At 35.2% G+C, this 22,618-nt stretch carries 27 protein-coding genes; 7 read left to right on the forward strand and 20 right to left on the reverse strand.

The window, feature by feature from the left end; genetic code table 11:
- Positions 1–79 precede the first annotated feature (79 nt).
- Positions 80–496, forward strand: coding sequence for an immunity 70 family protein (locus tag QNH20_RS24775; protein ID WP_283923502.1), 417 nt, complete (start codon positions 80–82; stop codon positions 494–496).
- Between the two features lie 445 nt (positions 497–941).
- Here the strand turns inward: QNH20_RS24775 and cuyA are convergent, their stop codons facing one another.
- The 3 genes from cuyA to QNH20_RS24790 form a co-directional block, all read right to left on the reverse strand.
- Positions 942–1,940: a D-cysteate sulfo-lyase gene (cuyA, locus tag QNH20_RS24780; RefSeq protein WP_283920583.1), complete on the reverse strand. Its 999-nt coding sequence runs from the start codon at positions 1,938–1,940 to the stop codon at positions 942–944.
- Between the two features lie 296 nt (positions 1,941–2,236).
- Entirely contained in the window at positions 2,237–2,689 is a 453-nt protein-coding gene (locus QNH20_RS24785) for an AraC family transcriptional regulator (protein ID WP_283920584.1), read from the reverse strand.
- Positions 2,690–2,941: 252 nt separating this feature from the next.
- Complete coding sequence (locus tag QNH20_RS24790) at positions 2,942–3,448, reverse strand: GNAT family N-acetyltransferase (RefSeq protein WP_283920585.1); 507 nt, start codon at positions 3,446–3,448, stop codon at positions 2,942–2,944.
- 343 nt (positions 3,449–3,791) lie between these two features.
- On the opposite strand from QNH20_RS24790, the gene QNH20_RS24795 reads away from it, so the two are divergent.
- Positions 3,792–4,079 (forward strand): hypothetical protein, encoded by a 288-nt coding sequence (locus QNH20_RS24795; RefSeq protein WP_283920586.1) that lies wholly within the window; start codon positions 3,792–3,794, stop codon positions 4,077–4,079.
- A gap of 289 nt (positions 4,080–4,368) precedes the next feature.
- Here the strand turns inward: QNH20_RS24795 and QNH20_RS24800 are convergent, their stop codons facing one another.
- The 3 genes from QNH20_RS24800 to QNH20_RS24810 all read right to left on the reverse strand — a co-directional run bounded on the left by QNH20_RS24800 (position 4,369) and on the right by QNH20_RS24810 (position 8,342).
- Positions 4,369–5,172: an endonuclease I family protein gene (locus QNH20_RS24800; RefSeq protein ID WP_283920587.1), complete on the reverse strand. Its 804-nt coding sequence runs from the start codon at positions 5,170–5,172 to the stop codon at positions 4,369–4,371.
- A 317-nt stretch (positions 5,173–5,489) separates the two neighbouring features.
- Positions 5,490–6,764: an RNA-guided endonuclease InsQ/TnpB family protein gene (locus QNH20_RS24805; protein ID WP_283920588.1), complete on the reverse strand. Its 1,275-nt coding sequence runs from the start codon at positions 6,762–6,764 to the stop codon at positions 5,490–5,492.
- Between the two features lie 210 nt (positions 6,765–6,974).
- Positions 6,975–8,342: a dipeptidase gene (locus tag QNH20_RS24810; protein ID WP_283920589.1), complete on the reverse strand. Its 1,368-nt coding sequence runs from the start codon at positions 8,340–8,342 to the stop codon at positions 6,975–6,977.
- Positions 8,343–8,548: 206 nt separating this feature from the next.
- Between QNH20_RS24810 and QNH20_RS24815 the strand changes: the two genes are divergently transcribed.
- Positions 8,549–8,755 carry a hypothetical protein gene (locus QNH20_RS24815; protein ID WP_283920590.1) on the forward strand — a complete coding sequence of 69 codons (207 nt, stop codon included), beginning with the start codon at positions 8,549–8,551 and terminating at the stop codon, positions 8,753–8,755.
- A 124-nt stretch (positions 8,756–8,879) separates the two neighbouring features.
- Here QNH20_RS24815 and QNH20_RS24820 read toward each other — a convergent pair whose 3' ends face one another.
- From QNH20_RS24820 to QNH20_RS24840, 5 genes are all read right to left on the reverse strand, one after another.
- The gene (locus QNH20_RS24820; RefSeq protein WP_283920591.1) at positions 8,880–9,260 is read right to left on the reverse strand and encodes a VOC family protein; all 381 of its coding nucleotides are present in this window, start codon (positions 9,258–9,260) and stop codon (positions 8,880–8,882) included.
- Between the two features lie 123 nt (positions 9,261–9,383).
- The gene (locus QNH20_RS24825) at positions 9,384–10,616 is read right to left on the reverse strand and encodes an MFS transporter (protein ID WP_283923503.1); all 1,233 of its coding nucleotides are present in this window, start codon (positions 10,614–10,616) and stop codon (positions 9,384–9,386) included.
- Between the two features lie 44 nt (positions 10,617–10,660).
- Positions 10,661–11,686, reverse strand: coding sequence for an ROK family transcriptional regulator (locus QNH20_RS24830; protein ID WP_283920592.1), 1,026 nt, complete (start codon positions 11,684–11,686; stop codon positions 10,661–10,663).
- Positions 11,687–12,340: 654 nt separating this feature from the next.
- Complete coding sequence (locus tag QNH20_RS24835; protein WP_283920593.1) at positions 12,341–13,057, reverse strand: DUF2812 domain-containing protein; 717 nt, start codon at positions 13,055–13,057, stop codon at positions 12,341–12,343.
- The gene (locus QNH20_RS24840; RefSeq protein ID WP_283920594.1) at positions 13,054–13,371 is read right to left on the reverse strand and encodes a PadR family transcriptional regulator; all 318 of its coding nucleotides are present in this window, start codon (positions 13,369–13,371) and stop codon (positions 13,054–13,056) included. Before QNH20_RS24840 ends, QNH20_RS24835 begins: the two co-directional genes overlap by 4 nt.
- Before the next feature lie 831 nt (positions 13,372–14,202).
- Between QNH20_RS24840 and QNH20_RS24845 the strand changes: the two genes are divergently transcribed.
- From QNH20_RS24845 to QNH20_RS24855, 3 genes are read left to right on the forward strand one after another with little or no spacing between them, the layout of a single operon-like run.
- Entirely contained in the window at positions 14,203–14,544 is a 342-nt protein-coding gene (locus tag QNH20_RS24845; protein WP_045524374.1) for a PadR family transcriptional regulator, read from the forward strand.
- Entirely contained in the window at positions 14,537–15,019 is a 483-nt protein-coding gene (locus QNH20_RS24850) for a hypothetical protein (protein WP_283920595.1), read from the forward strand. Before QNH20_RS24845 ends, QNH20_RS24850 begins: the two co-directional genes overlap by 8 nt.
- On the forward strand, positions 15,016–15,543 hold the full coding sequence (locus QNH20_RS24855; RefSeq protein WP_283920596.1) for a permease: 528 nt from the start codon (positions 15,016–15,018) through the stop codon (positions 15,541–15,543). The genes QNH20_RS24850 and QNH20_RS24855 overlap by 4 nt, the downstream gene beginning before the upstream one ends.
- 253 nt (positions 15,544–15,796) lie before the next feature.
- On the opposite strand, the gene QNH20_RS24860 is transcribed toward QNH20_RS24855, so the two are convergent.
- The 8 genes from QNH20_RS24860 to QNH20_RS24895 all read right to left on the reverse strand — a co-directional run bounded on the left by QNH20_RS24860 (position 15,797) and on the right by QNH20_RS24895 (position 21,370).
- Positions 15,797–16,015 (reverse strand): hypothetical protein, encoded by a 219-nt coding sequence (locus QNH20_RS24860; protein WP_283920597.1) that lies wholly within the window; start codon positions 16,013–16,015, stop codon positions 15,797–15,799.
- 349 nt (positions 16,016–16,364) lie between these two features.
- Positions 16,365–16,850 carry a peptide ABC transporter substrate-binding protein gene (locus tag QNH20_RS24865; RefSeq protein ID WP_283920598.1) on the reverse strand — a complete coding sequence of 162 codons (486 nt, stop codon included), beginning with the start codon at positions 16,848–16,850 and terminating at the stop codon, positions 16,365–16,367.
- Positions 16,851–17,020: 170 nt separating this feature from the next.
- A complete protein-coding gene (locus QNH20_RS24870; RefSeq protein WP_283920599.1) occupies positions 17,021–17,548 on the reverse strand; it encodes a hypothetical protein in 528 nt (175 codons plus the stop codon).
- 334 nt (positions 17,549–17,882) lie between these two features.
- Complete coding sequence (locus QNH20_RS24875) at positions 17,883–18,443, reverse strand: hypothetical protein (RefSeq protein WP_283920600.1); 561 nt, start codon at positions 18,441–18,443, stop codon at positions 17,883–17,885.
- A gap of 367 nt (positions 18,444–18,810) precedes the next feature.
- Positions 18,811–19,569, reverse strand: a complete 759-nt coding sequence (locus QNH20_RS24880; protein WP_283920601.1) for a helix-turn-helix domain-containing protein — start codon at positions 19,567–19,569, stop codon at positions 18,811–18,813.
- Entirely contained in the window at positions 19,550–20,116 is a 567-nt protein-coding gene (locus QNH20_RS24885) for a sigma-70 family RNA polymerase sigma factor (protein ID WP_283920602.1), read from the reverse strand. The genes QNH20_RS24880 and QNH20_RS24885 overlap by 20 nt, the downstream gene beginning before the upstream one ends.
- Positions 20,117–20,526: 410 nt before the next feature.
- Positions 20,527–20,859 carry a hypothetical protein gene (locus tag QNH20_RS24890; protein WP_283920603.1) on the reverse strand — a complete coding sequence of 111 codons (333 nt, stop codon included), beginning with the start codon at positions 20,857–20,859 and terminating at the stop codon, positions 20,527–20,529.
- A gap of 277 nt (positions 20,860–21,136) precedes the next feature.
- Positions 21,137–21,370: a DUF3953 domain-containing protein gene (locus QNH20_RS24895; RefSeq protein WP_283920604.1), complete on the reverse strand. Its 234-nt coding sequence runs from the start codon at positions 21,368–21,370 to the stop codon at positions 21,137–21,139.
- A gap of 382 nt (positions 21,371–21,752) precedes the next feature.
- Between QNH20_RS24895 and QNH20_RS24900 the strand changes: the two genes are divergently transcribed.
- Positions 21,753–21,998, forward strand: a complete 246-nt coding sequence (locus tag QNH20_RS24900; protein WP_283920605.1) for a hypothetical protein — start codon at positions 21,753–21,755, stop codon at positions 21,996–21,998.
- A gap of 224 nt (positions 21,999–22,222) precedes the next feature.
- On the opposite strand, the gene QNH20_RS24905 is transcribed toward QNH20_RS24900, so the two are convergent.
- Positions 22,223–22,453 carry a hypothetical protein gene (locus QNH20_RS24905; protein WP_283920606.1) on the reverse strand — a complete coding sequence of 77 codons (231 nt, stop codon included), beginning with the start codon at positions 22,451–22,453 and terminating at the stop codon, positions 22,223–22,225.
- Between the last annotated feature and the right edge of the window lie 165 nt (positions 22,454–22,618).

The following is a 22,618-nucleotide window of genomic DNA, read 5'->3' on the forward strand; positions in this document are numbered from 1 at the left end:
GTACTTAAACTAACATGGCAGTTTAGTTCAATAAAATATATAGTATGATGGTAAGTAAATGAGAAAAGAGGTTGAACAAATGGCAGTCGGTTTTCAGTTTGATTGTTTCTTTTATCAGGTAGGACACGGTGATTTCCTTCATTCTTTCTTTTCAACAATTAGTTATCATTTAGAACCAGATGGTTGGGGAACAAAATACCCTAAACTATTGAAAGACTTATATTATAAAAAACTAAAATATATGGATATACCCAAAGCAATCAAAGAAACCGAGGAAATTCGGGCTAAACTTGTTAATTTTTCTCCTTCTCAAGTTGTTTGGGATATTGACGATTTAACTGCCCAACCTCCTTGGGGGAATAGGGTAAGTGAACAAATAACAAATTTATCTCAATATTTTAAGACTAGTGATGGTCGTGATTTATTTGATTTATTACTTATATCATTAAATGGAGCTTATGACGATAAGTTTGATTTAGAAATTCGCTCTTTATAATGTTATTAAACTACCATGAAAATAGGTTTCGTTAAAAATAGAAAAATGACATTACTTAAGAAGACCCTACTCAATCGTTAAAAAAAGAGGAGAGTATTAATTAATAAGCTATGGATTAGGGTCGACTGGATTAAGGTCTGTATCAGTATTGACACTTCCTATCCATTTTCATTCTCTGTGGTGCAGCTCTGCTGCATGGATGGCTAACGGGTAGCTTTAGTTGAAGAAGAAAATATAATAAATAAAAAATAAGCACGGTCATTTGACTGTGCTTATTTACTTGCATACAAATAACTCTGTACTAATTACGATGTCATTTTGTGTGCGATTTAACTTGTAATTTCCCCAACTATTTTAAGATTTGTACTTCAAAACAGAACGAGTTAGCCGTAGCAGCCTTGCCTTTTCTTTTTGTTTTACGAGTCACACAATCACTATATTGTAACTAAGCTTCATTAAAGAGCGCAGTATTGGCGTATAACGATGAGGCTCCGCCAGAGTGCACAAATAGGATGTTATCGTCCGGCTTAAAGGTGGATTTTTGGATTAAATCAATGAGTCCCGCTGCTGCTTTACCTGTATACACTGGATCCAGCAAAATCCCTTCTGTTCTTGCCATGAGCTTGACAGCTTCTACCATTTCAGGCGTAGGTAAAGCGTAGCCTGGTCCGACATACTCATCAAAACACGTAACAGCCTCACGTGGGATTGAATTTGGAATACCAATGTGTGCAGATGTTTCTTTAACAAGCTGAAAAACTTTCTCTTCTTGTTCCGCTTTTCCTCTGCTTACGTTTATTCCGATTACCGGTATTTTGCTTTGATTTCCATAAAAGCCTGTAACCAAGCCTGCATGCATTCCCCCGCTACCACTTACACATACGACCGCATTTATATTAACTCCTTGATCAAAGGACTGCGCCAAAATCTCTTGAGCACAAGCAGCATATCCCGTTGCGCCAATGACATTTGATCCCCCAACCGGAATGATATAAGGTTTAGATCCTTTATACGTAACTTCTTTAGCTACTTTCTCCATTTCTTCCATCAAGTCCGTCCCATTAGGCACGATCTTGACTTTTTCAGCACCCAGTAAATGATACAGAAAATAGTTACCATTAAAATCTGGCTCAGAATTTGTTAGACCTTCTTCTAATACAAGAATACACTTCATTTTCTCTTTAACGGCAGCGGCCAGTGTTAAGCGGCAATGATTTGATTGAATACCTCCACATGTAATTAATGTATCCGCTCCTTTGTCTAATGCATCGGCAACAAGGAACTCTAGTTTTCTTGTTTTATTTCCACCAGCCGTCAGCCCAAGTAAGTCATCTCGTTTAATATAAATGGAAGGGCCCCCAAGAACTTCAGAGAAATGATGTAATTTCTCAATGGGAGTATATGTTGGTGTATATCGCTTTCTGGGGAATTGTGCTAAATTCATATTATTTCTCCTCCTGTAATCTCTGTTTTAAGACTAGCCTGATGAGAAAAGAGAATATCAATCTGACGTTCTCTTTTCAATAATTATGATTAAATCATAGCAAACGCTTCGATTTCAATCAAAGCATCTTTAGGTAAACAAGCAAAGCCAAGGAAGAGCCGTTATTGTTAAGCTAACGAGGCAGAGTAATTGAAAAAAGAACAAGAAGTTATCGATACTGATAAGCCACTTGTTCTTCATTTTCTATATTTAGGTTTCTATAATGGACATAAAGCCTCAATAATGTACTAATCAAATTATAGCGGTTTTACAGGTACACATATTTCGCAATAATCATTGTTAATCATTTCACCCGTGTATCTTTCTAAAATCGGTTTGTTGTCAATTTGATATCCACTATTGTGTAAAGCTGGAAAAATTTCAGCCCATGCTTTTTGAATATCTTCTGCTGTATGTTTGACTTTCCAAATAACATATTTTCCACCAGAAAGTTCACCTTCGTAAATTGAATCATCAATTTGATAATCCTTTGAAATCACAATACAAGCATCATATCTACAGTTATCAGGAAATGTTGTTTCAGGGTTATCTTGCGGAATTCCAAGTATTATTGCCGATTTAACAAGATTTTTCTCCTTAGCCCATTTCTTTAACTTTTCCATTGCTTGAATGTTAGCAGGACCATATGGACCAACTTGTCGCACATATGCAATGCGATATTTGGGAAGAGTTTCGACTTTAATATTCATAGTTTCTTTTTCCTTTCTCCATTATTATTTACTATATTTCGAATGCTATTATGCTATAAAAATATAATCAATTATTTTTTTAAAATTGATAATTTTCTTATTGAATAAACGAGAGCTTTTCTTAAAAAGGAGCTCTTAATTACTCAAATCTCTAGGTCGATTAAAAAGTAGGGATTTTTCTTGAATTAATTCATCCAGTTTTCTTCACATAGAAAAGGCTGCCCCATTTTTTCAATTGGGTGCAGCCCTTTTTCAACTTAAATTCATTTCATAATAAGGCTCTTCCTGATTTGTATCATCAAACCATTTCATACCTTTATACTCAAACCCGATTTTTTCTAAAATTTTCAGTGAACCAATATTTTTCGGATCAGCTGATGCGTAAATATTCATTACTCTTGGATGTTTTTTTGCAAAATCAACACATGCTCCTGCAGCCTCTGTTGCATAGCCTTTCCCCCATGCGGATTTAGCAAAATGGTAAATCAATTCAACTGTCTCCTGTGTCGTTCTTACATTAAATCCTGCTGCGCCGACAATCCTTCCTGACTCCTTTTCTATAACCGCATAAACCGAGAGACCTTTTGTCTCGTGGCAAGATGCATATGCTTCTAGCGCTTTATCTAGATGCTCGTGAGGAATAGCACCGGAGCAATGCTCCATAACTTCCTCATTTCCCCAAAATGCCTTTACATCCTCCACATCGTTTTTTTCAAAAACCCTCAACAGCAGCCGTTCCGTTTCAGCAATCACATTCATATTGCCCCCCCCTTTTCCTCCGTTTTAAATTCTTTAACCTTCGGGTGAATTGTTTTTTCCACTAACCTGACCTTTAACTCGATAAGAAAAACGCCTGCCGAAGCAGCCCTTCTGTTAAACTCTAGCACCTGTTACTTTAAGTGCAATTCTTTACAATCTGTTTAGATAATCTAAATATTTTCACGACAAAACATCAAAGAGTGAAACCCTGCATACGTTTTGCGCATTCCTACTTTGATTTTAAAAAAATTTAAAGATGCTCAAAAAGAAAATATTTAGTTTCACTGGGCTAAGCTGTAGCCTATATAATGTTTTGAAGAGTTAAAAGGGTGGTGTCTTCCAAATGTTACTTACGGTCATTATCATCATCGCGATAATAATTATCATCTTTTGCGTTATAGACGTTGAAACGTTCCAGAATACACTTGTAAGGAACGTTGAGTTTGCAGCAAGCGGTGGAGCGCCGACAATAGATACAGCGTTAGCGGCAGCAGCAATAGAACAACAAACAGCAGCAACAGAACAACAAACAGCACTTGTTGACCAACTAATGCTGGTTATTGATAAATATATGACTAATGAGAATAACAGAACTTTACAAACAAAAGAAAAATCCAAGTGTATGGTGTAACCGTTGAAAATGAACGGTGACCTACAGGAACAGAAGCCCTTCCGCTTCCATATTTTCGGAATTCTAAGCTGTTCCCTACTCCATTATTAAAAAGGGAATAGCTAGACCTGTTTCTTGTTGAGCTACTCCTCCCAAGTAGATGACCATACTTCGACAGACCTCTTATTAAGCTATCTACCCGTTAGCAAAATAAAAAAGTGTTACTGTTTAATGCAGAAACACACCCATTTGTTTATCGTCGTTTTTGCACGCGGATCGTGGAAATTTCTATTTTTCTATGAAAAACTGCCTATTCGCTCATCAATCTTTCTGCCATTTCAGGAAAGTCAATAAACGGATTCCGATTTCCTTGTAATTCAAAGATGGCCAGGTTCCTATGCTTTTCATATAGGGACACTGGAAATTGCTTATGCCAATTAATTAAAACCCGCAGGTTCACATAATCTTTATTGATGATCCCTTGATACCTGGTTAAAAAATATAATGTGGCCCTTGCTACAATTCCCTTTCCGTACTCTGGTTCAAACTTTCCTTCATCTGACTTTCCACAGCTTTCCTTAATTCCTAAAGTAAGTTTTTCCGGAACATACTCAGGAAAATCATCATAAGGATTGTTTCCGCGTCGGCTGTTACATGCGGGTTCACAGGAAAATAAATGATGCAAATCTCCTCTCATTGGTTCTTGCTTCTTAAACCATGACTGAGGTACCACATGTTCGCAATTTAAAGTCATTTCATCAGATAAACTAGTGATGTTCCCGCTAGTTATATGTTCAAGAATACGTATGTCCTCCTCAATGGCAGCGAGCGGATCCATTCCTTTCCCGGAATAGATACTTTTTAGTTTCCCGTTCTCCTGAAGATCAACCCACGGATAAACATAGCGATGAGGAGCGTAATTTAGCTTATTTCGGTGGGTTCTTTCTACTAAATGATGGATACTGTTTTTGTCAAATGAAATATTTTTATAGTATGATTGTTGAATTCCCAAATCCTTTTGTTCGTCATAGTAGCTGCGGTTATTGCAGTATTCCAAATAGGCCGCCTTTAAGTTCTCCCGTTCTTTAGCCAATAATTCCATCTGGTTCATCATAACCTCACCTCTTTAGGGATAAATAGTTTTTAAAGAACTAGAAACAGAATCAATTTTTAGCTGTTTATATTGTCCACTTACAGGATAAAATTGAAGCCAGCCCATGATGTTATTAATAGTCTAACAATTGAAAATTTGATTTAATAGCTACTTATGGGGTGTTTTATTGCTTGACTTCTCCCCATGGATAAATCCAGGGGATTCTTTTTTAAACCTTCATCAAAGTCGCCTGTCAGCCGGGGCTTTCAGGTCTTACTGCTTCTCCAGTTCATTACGACATGTAGGAAAGACCACATACCGCAACCCAATCATAGGCACTACGCCACTGCCCTTTTAGCCCCAGTGTGCGTGACAATGGGAGTTAAAAGGACTCGGCGATACTTTGTATCTTCTAATTTTGGTAGTTCTCGATTTTTCATGAACTGTTTATGAACAGACTTATCCAAAATATTTATGGCACCTACTATATCCCGATGTCCTTGTACGCCACACTGACAGTGGAAGGTTCGATTCCGTTGTTTGCGGAATTTTCCGCATGATGGGCATGTGCCAGAAGTATAGGACTCTTCCACAAGTAGAACATGAATCCCTCGAAGTTTCAGTTTGTATTTTATTTTTTCAATTAATTGCCCAAAGCTCCAATTGGACAGCTGTTGACGGATTTCTTTCCGTGCTTTCTTTTTCTTCTTCGCATTCTTTTGAACGCCATCTGGTGTTCCAATATAGAGTGTTATAATTTGGTTTTCCATACACCAATTGGTGACCATTTTCGAAATACTATGCAATAGGTACTCGATTCTACGTTCCAGTTTTTCTAAAAAACGGCGTTTACGCAAAATGAGTTTTTTCCTTTTATTCGACCCTTGCTTTTTCCGGCTAATTCGTTTCTGTAACTCTTTCAACTTTTTGTTTCTGTAGCGCTGTAATGAGCGAAGTTCTCTTCCTGTAACAATTAAGTGACTTTTTCCATCACTTAAAACGGCCGCATGTATGAGCCCTAAATCGCAGCCCGCTGCCTTTTTACCTTGTGCCTGCTTCTGTTTGGGTACTTCCACTGCTATATGCATCCAGTATTGATCTTTGTGCCAAACAATTTCGGCACTTTTTATTGTATGGAAATCAATGTGCTTCGGTTGAGGGATCACTAAGGAGGATTGTTGTTTTCCATTGCTAAATATAAGCTTTTTACCATTCGATTTAATGGCCGTTTTTTTATATTTGACGGTAAAGAATTTTTTATATTTCCAAGGGTAACGCCACTGTTTTTCACCTTTAGACCGTAGCGCCCTCGTTCTTTTGCATGTTTCTTCATGTAATTCGATGATGGATTGAATCGTTTGCGAGTGTAATTTATGGGTGATGGCATTGTACCATTTCTTTTTTTCTGATGCACTTGTCCAAACCTTATATACATCATATAGCCACCAATGGAGATCTAAGCAGTCATTCCATAGATTCGCTGCTTCCTTCCGGAGAGTATCAACTAATCTTCTCTCCTCGCTGGTTAAACGGAGGGGAAATTTCCGAATGATAATATCACCTTTTGACTCTTTTTTCTTCTGTTCTTTCATGTTCTTTTTGTAGAGTTCCATTTTCCTTTTCACCTCACTAAGGAACATTTGTTCTACATTTTTATTATACGACCATTGCAAGGTAATTGGAAGTATAAAGAAAAAAATTTGGCTTATATCCCCATTTCTGAAGAAAGGGGTTTTACGCCAAAATTATGATAAAAGTGCCTACCACCACTCGGAATTTGTCGAATTTAATTCGACAATTATCCGGTAGTGGCAGGCACTATTTTATTTTTGAACCAGTTCTAAAAACGAGCAAATCGTTAAGATTCCTTTATCGAAGTTTTCCAAATGAAAATGTTCATTCGGAGCATGAAGATTTTCTCCTGGTAAACCAAATCCCATTAAGACAACGGGAACATTTAGTGATTGGCTGAAATCCGAAACAATCGGAATGGAGCCACCTTCTCTTTTGTAAACAGGTGATTTCCCATACACGTTTTCATAAGCTTCGGCAGCTTTTTGAATCATCGGACTGTCAATCGGGATTAAAAGTGGATTTCCCGCATCACCAAGAGACACTTTTACCGAGCATCCTTTTGGTGCATGTTCTTCCAAATGCTTTACAATCAATTCCTGAATCTTTTTGGGATTTTGATTATTGACTAGACGGCAGGTTATTTTGGCATGTGCCTCGTTAGGGATGACGGTTTTTGTTCCTTCCCCCTGAAATCCGCCCCATAGGCCGTTCATTTCTAATGTCGGCCGGGAACTGATTCTCTCGCGGTAAGGATAATTTTGTTCTCCACCAGTTAAATCCGTTAACCCTAACGACTGTTTTAGCATTTCTTCATCAAATCCCAATGCAGCAATCTGTTCCTTTTCAAATTCTGTAAGTTCTACGACATCATCATAAAAATGGTCAACATTTACTTTTCCGTTTGCATCATGAAGGGTAGAAAGCAGCTGTATCAATAGGTGGTTGGCGTTCTGGACTCCCCCGCCGAACATGCCCGAATGCAAATCAGAATTAGCCGTTTTAAGGGAAACTTCCAGTGCACATAGCCCCCTTAAAGAACAAGTGATGGCTGGGACTCCTTTGTCCCACATATCAGTATCAGAAATAATGACCACATCACAGGATAGTTTTTCTTTATTTTCGGATAAAAAGTGTAGAAGATTGGGACTTCCAATCTCTTCTTCCCCTTCAATACAAAATTTTATGTTCACAGGCAACTTTCCATCTAATTCCATTAAAGTTTCCACTGCTTTGATATGGAGGAACATCTGTCCTTTGTCATCTGTTGCCCCTCTGGCAAAAATCTTTTCATCACGGATGGTTGGTTCAAACGGAGGCGTTTCCCATAAACCAACAGGGTCAACCGGCTGTACGTCATAATGGCCGTACACTAGGACTGTTGGAGCATTTTCCTGATGAATCCAGTCGGCATATATAATAGGGTGACCTTGTGTCTGGATGATTTCAACATGTTCCATTCCAATGCTTTTTAATTTGTTGGAAATCCATGAAGTTGCATTTTGAATGTCTTCTTTATGTTCAGATAAGGAGCTAATGCTTGGAATACGAAGCAATTCTTTTAATTCCTCGACATTTTTATCATAATTACTAGATAAAAGCTCGGATAGTTGACTCATGTTATCACCTTTTCTATTTTTATTTTCTATTCTATTTTATACAAAAAAATGGAGAAAACCCACTATCGACAATGAAAATGTCAAGGAGTAAATTGGCACACAATAAAATCTATAAAAAAATTTCAAAGATGATGCTTTTGTATAAACTATGAAATAAATGTCCATCCTGTAGCTATATTAACAGATTGGGAGAGTGGGGAAACGTGATGGAAGAGAGATTATCTATGAGCACTGAAGAATTAAATAAAATGATCGCAGTGAAAAAAATGGATTTAGAGGAATGCGAACAGGAGCTTCATAATCGATACTACCCATCAGTGGTAAGAGTAGCCATGATGCGTTACATATCGGAGCTGCGACATCAATTAGAAATGTTCAATGCTGATGATTTAAAAAAGATTGAGAATGGATAAAAAGAAGAACCCGGGTCACTATTTTCAATAAAATACGTAAAAACCGCTTCCGGGTACTTTTATTATATATTAATCAACTTTATTGTCACCATACACAAGTAACAGCAAGTTTTAAGCACTTTTATTACACAGTCAATTCTAAGAGATTGCCTTCAGGATCTTCTATTACACTCTCATAACAGCCGTCTCCAGTGACGCGAGGACCGTTAACAAGGCGGTAACCATCATTTTGCAAGCGATCTGTCATCTGATTAACGGACTCTCTGCTCCCCAAGGAAATTGCAATATGAGCCCAACCAATCCTATCGTCCTGATTCGGTTTATCGATGCCTGACTTACGCATAATCTCTAAACGTGCACCCCCGTCAAACGTTAGAAAATAAGATTCAAATTCCTTATCTTTATTATGATACTTTGAGTTTGCATTTCCATTAAAGTACGTTACATAAAACGCCTTCATAGCTTCTAAATCTTTAACCCAGATTGCTACATGCTCTATTTTCATCTCGCTTCACTCCTTAAATGTAGTTATATTTCTACCTAAAAAAATTTTTTGCGGGGGTTCACCCACTACTACCTATGCACCAAGAACATTTACATTAATTAATCTATAAAAACCCTTTAAAGGTTAAATTTCGGTGAAGTTTTTATTTTTTACACTTAATAGTCCGTTTCTATTCAATATGGCATTTAATTTTTCAGAACCTAGGAGCATTATTGCAACAAATCCTGCAATAACAAACGGGAAGATTCCTATTGTTGAATGTGCTGCAATGAAACCAAGGAGAGGAGGCAAGAATGTACTACCTGTATAAGCAACAGCCATTTGATACCCCATAATTGTCTGAGAATGTTCCTTCCCAAATCGTATTGGTGTTTCATGTAACATACATGGGAAAATAGGTGCTAATCCTAATCCAATCATGATAAAGCCAATAAGTGAGAAAATTGATGGCAATGATAAAAATAAAAGTGTCGTACCAGTTAATGCTGTTATTTGCCCTATTCGAATAAGAGTACGGTTACTTATTTTTAAGGTAATAAAACCTGTAATAAATCTTCCTATTGTTATTCCCGCATAATACATGGAGACCCATTTTGCGGCTACATCTACGGATAATCCTTTAACATTTACCAGGAAACTACTTCCCCAAAGTCCCATAGTTGCTTCTGCACCACAATAAAACAAGAAAGATATCAAAGCTAGCTTAACTCCCCTAGTTTGCAAAGGTTTTAGATTTTTAGCATCTGCTCCATACAATCCACTATTTGTATTTTCTGGCTCTTTAGTTGAGATAACATTGCTGTTTCCTCCAACCTTATTCCATAAAGGCAATGTGAAGAAAAGAATGACGACTAATACAAACTGGAGACCAGCGATGGCAAGATACCCGTTTCTCCAAGAATGTTGCCCTGAAATAAACTGAGCCATAATTACAGGACCGAGTGTAGCCCCAACTCCCCAAAAACAATGAAGCCAGCTCATGTGATGTGCTTTGTAATGTGTAGCCACATAATTGTTTAACCCCGCATCAACTGCCCCTGCACCTAATCCAAGTGGTATGGAACAAATAAATAACCAAACAAGCGAAGGAGCAAAATAAAAACCAATCAGTGCTACAGCTGTCATCAAACAGCTGAAAAATGTGACAATGCCAGTCCCGAAGCGTTTAAGTATAGCTCCGCTAGCAAAACTTGAAATGATCGTTCCTCCTGCGATAGTCATAAAGAGCAATCCAGCAGTCTCAAGCGGTGCTCCAAAATCCGATTGCATCATAGCCCAGGAGACTCCCAACAATGAATCAGGTAAACCCAAGCTGATAAAAGCCAAGTAGATAATTAGTAAAAAGAAAGTAGCTATGAATAACCCCTCCATTAATTTTTATATATAGGCATGGATGCGTCTTAGCTGCTTATTCCGGTGATCATGAGATCAAGACCAAGACTTTGTAATCCAAGTAGATAATCTTGTTTCCAATCACTCATTATAAGCTCTGGAAGATGTTCTACTGGTATATACATTGAGCTTCGTTCTACAATTTGGTCTATGATAAACTGGTTGACTTCATCATCGCAAAAAATGATTGCATGAGGGTTAATGATAGCTACAAATGAAGCTACTAACCTGCTAATGGCATCAATCTCATATTCCTCACATATAAATGCTTTCTTAGTCCCGTTTCCATTTTCCAAAGCCTGCCGAAAATTTCGGTCATCATACTGTGGAACGAATGAAACCTCTCCTGAAAAATTAGTGCTACCTCGTACCACAACTCCATTTACCATAATTCCAGCACCTGGACCATTTTGACCTGAATATAAATAGATTAGAGATTTATTTTTCTTAGTTCCCTTACTATCGTGATATCCAAGCACTGCCGCATTCATATCGTTCTCTATTACAACAGGTTTTGAGAAGCGATTTTCCAAGTATCCCTTCAAATCAAAGTTTTGAAGATGCTCATACTCTGGTATATAAAAAATTCGTCCATTATCAACCGAACCAGGTACACCAATGGCTATAGAACTAATTTTCGGATGTTTCTCTATTATCCCTTCAACACACTTGGTTAATAAAACTAAATTAACATCTACTAATACACTTGAGGTTTTTCCAACATCCTTCACTTCTCCTAAACAGTTAAAAACAATATAATTTGTCTCTGTTCTCTCCAAAAAGATTGCCAACCCTAACATATACTCCGGATTGTATATATATCTTTTTGCCCTTCTTCCACCACTCGAATCATCAAGACCAACCAAAATAATTTCCTTATCTTTTTCCATCTGAGCCAAGAATTTACTTACTGTAGGGAAACTAATTCCTAATTTATCGCTAAGTTCAGCTTTTGTTGCACTTCCAAGTTCTAAAATAGATTTTCGAATTCCACTAAGGATTACCTTCCTCATCGATTTTGGAGTAGCATTCATAAGGGTCACCACCTTTTAAAATGGACTTATTAAAGATGTTTAATAAGTATCTAATAAAAAACTTATTAAACATCTTTAATAAGTTTTGTTGATAATATATCATATAAAATCACCGAAAACAATGGAGATGATAATTTGAATATTGTTAATTAGAACGAATATTAAGGCTATTTTGGTTCTGTGTTATACAAGACTCAGGTACCTATCTTAAACCAGTTACTTAAAGAAGAAAAGAGCATTACCGTTGTTTTAGTTACACACCGATAGTTGAAGAAGACCAATTCGATTTATCAGTTTCTAATCCCAATAATTAAAGATTACATCTCCAATTCTTTTGGGTTTCCAATACGCTAATTATATCAATTCAGCACTGTTCAATTCATTTTCACTTTGTATGGAACTTTTTGAATCCAAATTTATTATTATTGGTTCATTTAGTTCCTTTGTAGCCGGAACACTATAAAAAGTGCTAAACTCTTTTTTTAATTGAGGTTCATCATGGAAGCCACTCTCTCGAATTATATTCCCTATTCTTCTTCAACTATCCATTTAGTTCAAGAACAAAAAAGCCACCAAATTGGCAGCTGGATCTTCAACTCTTGCACCCGTTAGCGCAATAACAATGTCTAAAAACTTTATTATTCGAGTCCTATACTAAGCTTTCTTCCCCCCCATTTTATTATAGAGAGACATGATGACCCAAATAGCAGTTGGAAGTGCGATTGCTCCAATAATCATAGATATTAATATGTTAACTGCACTGCCATCGACATATAACAATATAAAAACAGCTATTAAGAAGAGAAGGACTGGTATAGTTTTAATAAGATTAACTAATCTTTTTTTTTCTTTTACCTTCCATTTGTTAGTGTATGTTGCGATTACAGTCCAAGCTGTTGGAATGGCAATGGCAGTGAAAATAACAGCTATTGCAAACAGTATTGATTGTAATGTACCAGAGCTTATCACTGCTCCAACCCATGCAAGTACTGTTATTAAAACGAACGGAATGGCAAAATAATTCATAGAACGAGCTAAATTTTCATACTTTTCAACGGATGTGTCACGGTCACTATAAATCGGTTTAGTATTAGGTTTTGCTCGAAATAAATGAATATCTCCTTCTGAAGCAATATGCGACCATCCAGAAGTTGAAAAAAAGTCAAAGTATTCTTCTTCTTCATCCTCTTTTAATGAACGATAATCTACACTGTAGATATAATCTGAGCTTTCCCCTTTTTTAAGCGTATATCCCATAAACTTAAAATCACTGACATGCCAACCCTTCAAAGAAAATCGGCGTAATTTTTCCATATCCTTATCCTCAGAAAAAGCTAACCCACCTGACATAACATACTTTGTTTGTCTCATTCTTTACCCTCCTTCAATCCCGATTCTGCTAATTGAATCATTAGTTTTCTTATCTTCACATCTTCTTCTAATACTTCTCTGCCTTTGTCAGTAAGCAGATACGTTTTACGCCTTGAATCCGACCCATCATGCAAATAAATCCACTCTTGTTTTAATAACTTTTTTATAATCGTGTACATTGAAGCAGGTCCTATAGTAATTTCCCCATTTGTTGTATCTTCAATTAAGCTCATAATTGCGTAACCATGCCTTGGTTTAGTTAAAGCAGCCATAATATAAAACATTGAATCCGTTAATTGCTCCGTTTTCTTCAACCCTTCACCTTCTATATCTTTTTATGATATATCACAATGTGATACATCTATCTAAGAACAATATATCATGATGTGATATATATGTCTAGAGTTATATCATAATTCGATATATCAAATTATGATATTTGTCCTTTATACTCAAAAAAGAGCCCTTACAATGGCTCCTCGCTAAATCTTCAAATACATGATATTCTTTTACATTATCCTTCTATAACCTGCATCGTTACTTCAATAATGAAAAAGCGATCCTCCCTATCGAAGGATCGCACCCGTTAGCCATCCATGCAGCAGAGCTGCACCACAGAGAATGAAAATGAATAGAATGTGTCAATACTGATACAGACCTTAATCCAGTCGACCCTATTCCATAGACTTATTAATTATTGCTCTCCTCTTTTTTTTAACGATTGAGTAGGGTCTTCTTAAGTATTGTCCTTTTTCTATTTTTAACGAAACTTATTTTCATGGTAGTTTAAGTGCAATCCTTCACATTCTAATTTCTTATTAAATCAGTAAAAGACAAAATTCTTAAACCATCAATGTGTTTCTGTCTTTCTAAATTATAAGGGAGTTTATTTCATAAGTGATAACTATGGATTCCTCTTAACAATATCCCCGCTTGTTCTGCCATCACACGAGATGGGACTGTAATTCCATTCTTAAGCTACCATCCAACTATCCCTACGAAAGCTGAACTGAAAAATTGAACAAAAAATTTTTAAAAAAAGACAAACTGTTAGTGACATATTACTGTCGATAACAGTATACTGTTATTAACAGTAAGGTGTTGCCTAAAAAATTTTACATTTAAATTAGGAGGTTATATATTTCATGAAACATACAGGGAGACATACTGGTGCATTTCTTCTGCTGTTTTTAACAGAGGGAGATAGCTATGGAGGGAAACTCCTGCAGAAATGTGAAGAAGAGCTTCCCATCAATCCAATTGATAGTGCCATTCTTTATCGTACATTAAAAACATTAGAGAAAGAAGGTGCTGTTGAGTCTTATTTGGACACATCTAATCAAGATAAGCTGATAAAAATGTACAAAATTACTACAGTTGGAAAAAGAAAATTAGAAGATTTTCAAATAGATATAGAAGAAAAAATGAAGAACTTATCATTTTTCTTAAATAAATACAAAGAATGGAAGGAGTCTAATCATGATTAATGGTGCTATCCTTTACTCTATGGCTATTATTCTTCTCAGTATTTCTTTTATCAAAGATCGAAATAAAACCAGAGATGCTCTATTAAAGTCATGGAAAAGCTTTCGTAATATTATACCTGACATGTTATCAATTATGCTTTTCGTTGGACTATCACTATCTATATTAACTCCAACCTTAATTTCTTCAATCATTGGAGAAAAATCTGGATTGACAGGTATTGTTTATTCGGCATTAATTGGCTCTATTGCACTAGTTCCGAGCTTTGTTGTATTTCCTCTTGGACACACATTAGTCCAAAATGGTGCAGGACTCCCTCAAGTGGCTGTATTAATGTCTACATTAATGTCCGTAGGAATCACAACTTTACCTTTGGAACAAAAGATATTTGGGCGAAGTTTTGCCTATTCTCGCAACGTATCTGCAGTGGTAATGTCACTAATATTTTCATATATTATTTGGGTGGTGATGGGATGAATAAATTAAAAAGGTATCGTTTCTTTTTCATTTTATTATTTGGGCTCATTATCCTTACCTTTATAAACCAATCGGTGGGATGGAACGCATTTCAATTAACAGGAAAAAGCATTTTAGATATGCTGTTTCTACTCCCTCCTGTCTTAATATTCGTAGGTTTGCTTGACAAATGGGTGGAGAAAGAAACACTTATAAGATATATGGGAGAAAAATCCGGCATCTATGGTATTTTGTTCTCCCTATTATTAGGAGTAATTGCAGCTGGTCCCCTCTACGTAGCTTTTCCAATTGCAGCACTATTATTAAAAAAAGGAGCAAGCATACGCTATATTGTATTTTTTTTAGGAGTTTGGACAACTGCAAAATTACCGGTTATTGTTTATGAATTTGCTTCATTTGGAGTTAAATTTACACTCATTCACATTTGTTTTGGATTGTTATTTTTCTATTTAATGGGTATTATTTTTGATAAATTTTATAAGCATCGACAATTGTTAAAGTATGATATAACTAAAGACGTTTAGATTAGATCGATAAATCTTTAACCACTCAATCCCAGATTATTTTGTAGCTGCACCTACAACGGACTATACTGCGTGCAGCAAAAGATTAGAGGATACAGTTTGCACTGCATCCTCTTTTTAATTCCCTTCTTCAACTCCTGCACCGTTTGCCGAACAAGAAAAGCTGCTAATATGACACCTCTGATCTCTAACTCTTGCACCTGTTAGTTAAATAAGAAGTGTTAAACTATAAAGATTCAGCAAAACCATCTAATTATTCTTCACTTCTATTTTCAGCTTCATCCTCATCCAAATCTTTATCCCCAAACCATTGTTGATAATGAATAATCTCCTGTTCCATACTGCCTAAAATAGCCCAAAGGGCATCAATTTCTCCTCTTTCTAATACTAATTCTTCATAGTCACCAGTAGCTATCCTTATATATGGCTCAACGTTTTTATCAAATGGTGCAAAGAATGTTGCACTTACCAACTATTTAGTAAATCTATTTTTTATTTGATAGTTCTTTTTTAGGTAAACAACCACCCTTATTGGAAATTCCATATTTAAACGTAACCAAGCTGCGAAGTTTAAACAAGATTGTCTTACTTTTGGATTTATACCTTTTTCACACCTGATTCGTAATCCTGTACGTGGATATTGTAAATTCACTGTGGTCATAACGCTTCACCTTTAATTTCTTTTAACTACTATTTTCGTTACCCACCAAATAATTTCCTTCTTTAACTCCAGATAGTTTAAGTGCAACATTTCACAATTTTTCTTGTAGAAAAAAGGCGACCTTTTTCTTGAAGTATCGCACCCGTTAGCTTAATAAGAATTAACTAATCCAAGTCTCTTTGGAATCTTTAATTTGCCATTTATCATCTTTGTAATAGACCGTACTCTCTACGCCAACAGCCCCTTTTCCAGACCTATATTTAGAACCTTCAAAGAAAACATCGTTATTTAATTTAAAATCAACTTTTTCTATACGAAGAAGTACACCATCCAAAGCCAACGTAACTGGATTGTAGTATCCTTTTTCTTCTAATTCCTCAAAAGTGGCATCCATTACATCAACTTTATACTTTTCTTTGAAAAAGTTTATTATTTCTTTTCTGTCCTTTTCACTTAATTCATCGAAATTACTCATATCAATAGCTATAAATTCCATTCCATTACTTAATGCTTCGTCTTTCTCCATTATTGAATCTAATGCAATACTGTAAATTCCCCCTAAATGCTCCTTCGGATTTACTCCAATCTTACAAGCAGATAGTATCAATGAGAGGAAAACAACGAAAATAAAGAGCTTTAATTTCATTATAAATCACCTTTTTAAATTAATAGACGCATTTTCCACTTACAAAGTTTCGAATATTTAGACTTCAACTAAACTGCCAAGTTAGCTCAATAACAAAAAAGGAACGCAGCTGCGATCCCCGTTCTTCAACTATTGCACCCGTTAGTTGAACAAACAGGATCATTTATATATCAGCAAAAACTCCTAATTGTCTCATCAAAATGTGATTTGTATTTGTTAAATACTCCATCATAAGGTGGAAAAAGTTTCCCTTGAGGTTCTTTTGGTAAATTCCCGATATTTTGAAGAGATTTAATATGGTGTTCCAAACAAAAATTAACGCCCTCAAGTGATTTATTATTACAATTTTCTTTTTTACACACTTGATTTGATTTTCTAAAGGCATTTTCTTTTAGATACCGCTCCATAAGTGCTAAATATATTAATATTGTATCTGGTGCTATATAATGTTCATTCTCCCATTCAACCATTTCAGTAAACGGAACTTTAAACAAATACTCTCCATTTCCAAAATTCCACGCAAAACTTCCTTGCCAAAATTGATTACATATATCACATTGATATAGTTTTTCATTACTATTTTTAGGTTTAACAATGGTCTTTAGGTGTTTCTTTAATAGTTTACTTTCTTTTATTCGCTTTGAAATGTCATTTCTTTGTAAATCTAAATCGATATAATTATCACAAACGCAGTTCATTAGAGTCTCCATTTCACATCTTCGTTTTTACTATATTTTAACATATCCTTCTTCAACTAAACTGCCAGTTAGCACAATAAGAAAATGCTGCCTGAATGACAGCATTGATCTTCAACTCTTGCACCCTTTAGTTTAAGTACATTTTTTCACAAACTTCTTTTTTGGAATGGCTATGATAAACAATATTGTAATGCTGAACATACATCCCCTATCTGGCCTTAAAGGGGGGCATTACCTAACTCTTGGTGATATTGAAATGGATAGAGAATAATCAATTTATCCATTCCTCTACCAATAATTACACACCTTCGCACTTCTTCCTAAATAAGAAAAACTACTTATAATAAAAGTGATATACATAATTTTTGTTTCCTGAAGGAGTACTGAGGGTTATTCTGCCTACAAAGTAACCAGGGTCTTTGGGCAACGTAACTGTCTCCAGAAATTCATCCTTCATATCCTTGACAATAATTTTCATTTCATTAGGCCCCAGACTCTTGCCATCTTTTGTATAACCGCCGCTAACTATCCTTCTAACTCCATTGGCAGGGCCACCCTTGAATTCGAGCTCCCCAGAGGGCTTGATATTTTTTATAGTTAGCTCAGATTCTTTATTAAATGAAGCCGCTGTTTTTCCTTTCAGTGCTTCTTCCTCTGTTAAAGAGTCACAAGAACTTGGACCTATTTCCGCCTTTTCTTCTTTATTGGAATCCTCTTTACACTGGCCATATTCATATATTTCTAACTGTTGCTCACCTACACGAACAATAGGAATGTAGTTCAAATGTGCCAAGTCCCTCTCCCTCTCTTTCGCTTCCAACACCTGTTCATAACCTAAAAAAACTACTAATGCTGCTATACCTACTATTACCCCAAACAAAAAATATCTTCTCATAAGCTCCCCCTATATATATTATTTATAGTTACAAATTCTCTGCTAGCTGGCTATAAACCTTCAACAGAATTATTCCACTTGATGAAAAGCTGGTCTTAGCCGTTTTACTTATTGGGGACTTTCTTCCCCATTGGTAACTTATAAATACGAGTATCCATTGAAAAAGTTTCCATTTCTAATTAAAACTAACCTGTTACTTGAAGAAGAAAAAGCGACCTTCGTTATTGAAGTATCGCACCCTTTAGTTTAAGTACATTTTTTCACAAACTTCTTTTTTGGAATGGCTATGTTAAACAATATTGTTGTTATTTCAATCATAAAAAAAGAACCAAATTAGGTCCTTTTTGTGTTTAACATGTTAAATTGTTCAATTGCTCGTTCTTAAAATATCCCATAAGCCGTTGTCTTTCACGTATCGAAATCCCACGATTTTCCCTTCTTCCTTTTCCTTTGTAGAAAAGACGACTTCACCTTCTACACTTGCAGTTTTTTCTTCATCTCCATTTTTCTGATAACCGACCTCTGCTATGAAGGTATAACGATATGAAATATTCTCTTGCTCAATCGTGATATTCTTAAGACTTAACTTATAGCCATTATCGTAGGCACCAGTGTGGTATTTAGTACCACCATCTGCTGCAATGAAGGTCTCGATCCTAGAAAAATCTGCAAAGTAAGGTCCGTATACTTCTGCTAAATATTTATCTAACTCTTGGTTCTCTGCTTTATTATTCACAACAGTCCTATATTTAGGATTCCATAATAGATCCACTAACTTCTCATTCGGACCAGTAAACTCTTGCTCAAGAACTTTTTTAATTGCTGTCTTTTGCACCCAGTTATCTTCATTATTACTTTGTTCTTCTGTTTTGGTTCCATTTCTTTGTTCTAATTGTGATGGTTTATCAGAGGAATTTATGTTCTTTTTTGTTATATCTGTAATAAATATTATGCAGCCTATGAATAATGTCACCGTTAAGAGCTTAGGAAACCACTCTAATCTGTTTTTCTTACGCGGATGCTTTATGGTACCTCTTATTTTCACCTTATGTTCTTCCGAAAAATGGTTTCCCTTATATACAGTATCATCCATTGCTCTTTTAAGGTTACTCAATTGTTCTTCCATAAAGTTCACTTCCACCTAATATTTTTTTTACCAATATCCGACCCCTCTTTAATCTTGTTTTTACTGTATTTTCATTAATGGCTAAAAGTTCAGCAATTTCGGTAATAGTCATCTCTTCATAATAGAAAAAGATAATTACTTCTCGATATTTTACTGGCAAGGAGAGGACTGTTTGAGAAAGCTTTTCTTTTTCGTTTTTCAACACCAACCTCATTTCTGGAGACAAATCCTTATTAATAAAGTGTTTGAGTAAGTTATTGTTAAAATAGTATCTTTTTAAAAATGAGCTTTTTAGCATATCTTTACAGCGATTAATTGTGATACGATAAATCCAAGGTTTGAAATAGTGTACTTCAGATGCTTTATAATATTGGTTATAACAAGTAACAAAAACTTCTTGGACAACATCTTGTGCCAAGCCCCAATCCTTTAAGTAACTAAACGCTAATCTATTTAATCGTTCTCCATACTCACTCATTATTATTTCCAACCATTCATCTTGATTATTTTTGGTAAAATGATTATTTTCCGTATTTTCTTTTGCCATTTACTCACCACCTTAATTTTCTATAGCTACAACGAGATACAGTTTTTAAAAGTTTCACTTTATTAAAAGATTAAGTTAATTTATTTCATTTTTAATTTTTTGGCTCTCTTAGTCCAATAAGAAAGCGATACTCTTATAGGAGTATCGCACCCTTTAGTTTAAGTACATTTTTTCACAATCTTTACTTTCATTATATAAAAGAGTCTACATGCAATATAGAGATTTTTCGTACTCGGCACCACTATTTTCTTATTTACTTAATACCAGTAGCAGCCTATTAAACTCCTTAATAGGGGTATCTCCCTTGTTTTTCCAGTCAATCCATATTTTCAAGCTGTAATGTAAAAGGATGAAGTTAAAAAACCCCATCCCATAACCAAAAGTTAAAAACTTTCATCAAATTCTCTACGTCAACGGCTCGTACGTCTACGGCTCGTACGTCTACGGCTGGTACGTCTACGGCTCGTACGTCTCTCTTCTTCAACATCAACATTAACATCAGTATTTTGATCTTGGTCGTTTTCTTGCTCTTGATCAGATCTTACACGAGCATTACTTCTGCTATTTATTGTAATATCAACTCTTGAATTTCCGGAATTTGATACTGTTGAGCGAGCTTCATTAGTATTTTTATCAACGTTCCGTACTTCTGCCTCAGCCTCTGATTCATTTCTATTTCTTACTTCATTATCGATATCCGTATCGACATCAATATTTGTATTATTATTCCGCCTTCTTGTCATTCAAAATTCCTCCTTATTTTGCACTTTCAAAATAGGATATTCTTTATCAATAAATAAGCTTGGTCACATGTCCTAGCACAACTACCCGTTTTTAGTAAAACGAAATACTTTCGAACCCGTATACCGATTTATTTTTGTGTTGAGTTGAAAAAGATGTTTATAAGCCCAATGCTACTCAAAAAAAACGATTATGTTTCAGGATTAAAAAACAAAAAAGCCCCTTCTCTTAGTTGAGAGGGGGTCACTTATTTAGAATCTTATTCAACTATAGCACCCTTTAGTTCAATAAAAAGCCTTGAATGGCTACGAATAATGAAAATAGGAAAACAACAACCATTAGCCAACCATACATTTTTCGCTCTTTTCGAAATTCCTCTAACCCCATAATTAACATTGTAAGACCTAAGAGAAATATCATAATATAGTTAAACTCAAAATTTTTCGTAATTAGTCCATAAGAAGCAAATAAAAAAGTTACTATTGATAAAACATAACGTAGAACTTTTAACAAAAAGCCCCCCCTTTTCTTCACTATCCAGTTAGTAAAAAAACGACTACCCTTTTGGGACAATTGCTCCCTTTATTTACTACTCCCCAATAAAATATTACCATATAAATCCATCCCCTTGTTAAACTATCCTGCCAGTTAGTTAAACAAGAAGTAAACACCAAAAATAACCAACATTAAAATTAACCCTAAAGTTAATACCACTATTAACTTTAGGGTTAATAAAATAAAAAGGTAAATGATTGTTGAAATATGCCTGTTCTCAACAGATGTGGCCTATGATAAACTTAGGTTATCAAAATTTTCCAAATGAGCAACAAAGCGATAATCCGCTAAAGGATAGCATTGAGGATGATAACATAGGGAAAGGGGGAATGAATTATATATGAATAAGTTTGGAGTTTTATCAATTCTAATGGTGTTGATTAGCGTACTTACATTTTTTATTCTCAGAGGACCAAACGCAGATTTGCCGTTAATAATTATAATTTTAGGTTCTCTTTCACTACTCGGAATAATTTTTGCTGTAATTTCTAAGAGGTGGTTATCGGGGGTAATTGGCGTTTTATTTAATGGTGCAGTGTTAGTTTCTGTATATTTCTTATTTTTAGCTTACGGAATAGCTGAATAAATTTCACCTTGCTCAACAATCAGTGGCTTTAATGGAATAAGGGAACTCCAAGACAATATGGAGTTCCCTTTCATTATTTCAAAAATCAACATTATCCTTTAACATAGTTTATAAAAAAGTACAAAAAGTGATTTTTGATATCATTTAGGTGTAGCAAAATGAACTAAAACGATTCTCGTTTATAGAAGTAACGCTACTCGTTAGTTGAACAAGAGTCGTTTAAGTTAATCTTCACGTATCCATTGAAATTTTTGATCTATTAAATCAAAGAAAAGATGTTTTTTTGTTAAGTATTCACATTCTTCAGGTGTAATCAGAACATAATGTCCTTCACCCATTTTTTTAGTTGGGTATTTATAAAATTTTAGTTCCAAACTAAGTAAATGGTCAATTTCTGATAACCATTCTTCTTTAAACCAATTTCCAAATTTTAATTTCCAACCCGTAAGGTGCATTCTTGCGTCATCTACACTTATCTGATAAGAACTTCCTTGTTCAACGTAAAAATTGCTTTGTGAGGAAAAATCAAGAATTTGCTTGAATAATGCTTCTTCAAAGGATGCAGCATAATAGGTTTACTAAAATTAGCAATATCAAAGAAGCCTTGTTTTTCCATTTCA

This window comes from Neobacillus sp. WH10, from assembly GCF_030123405.1.
In the GTDB taxonomy this organism is placed as follows: Bacteria; Bacillota; Bacilli; order Bacillales; family Cytobacillaceae; genus Neobacillus.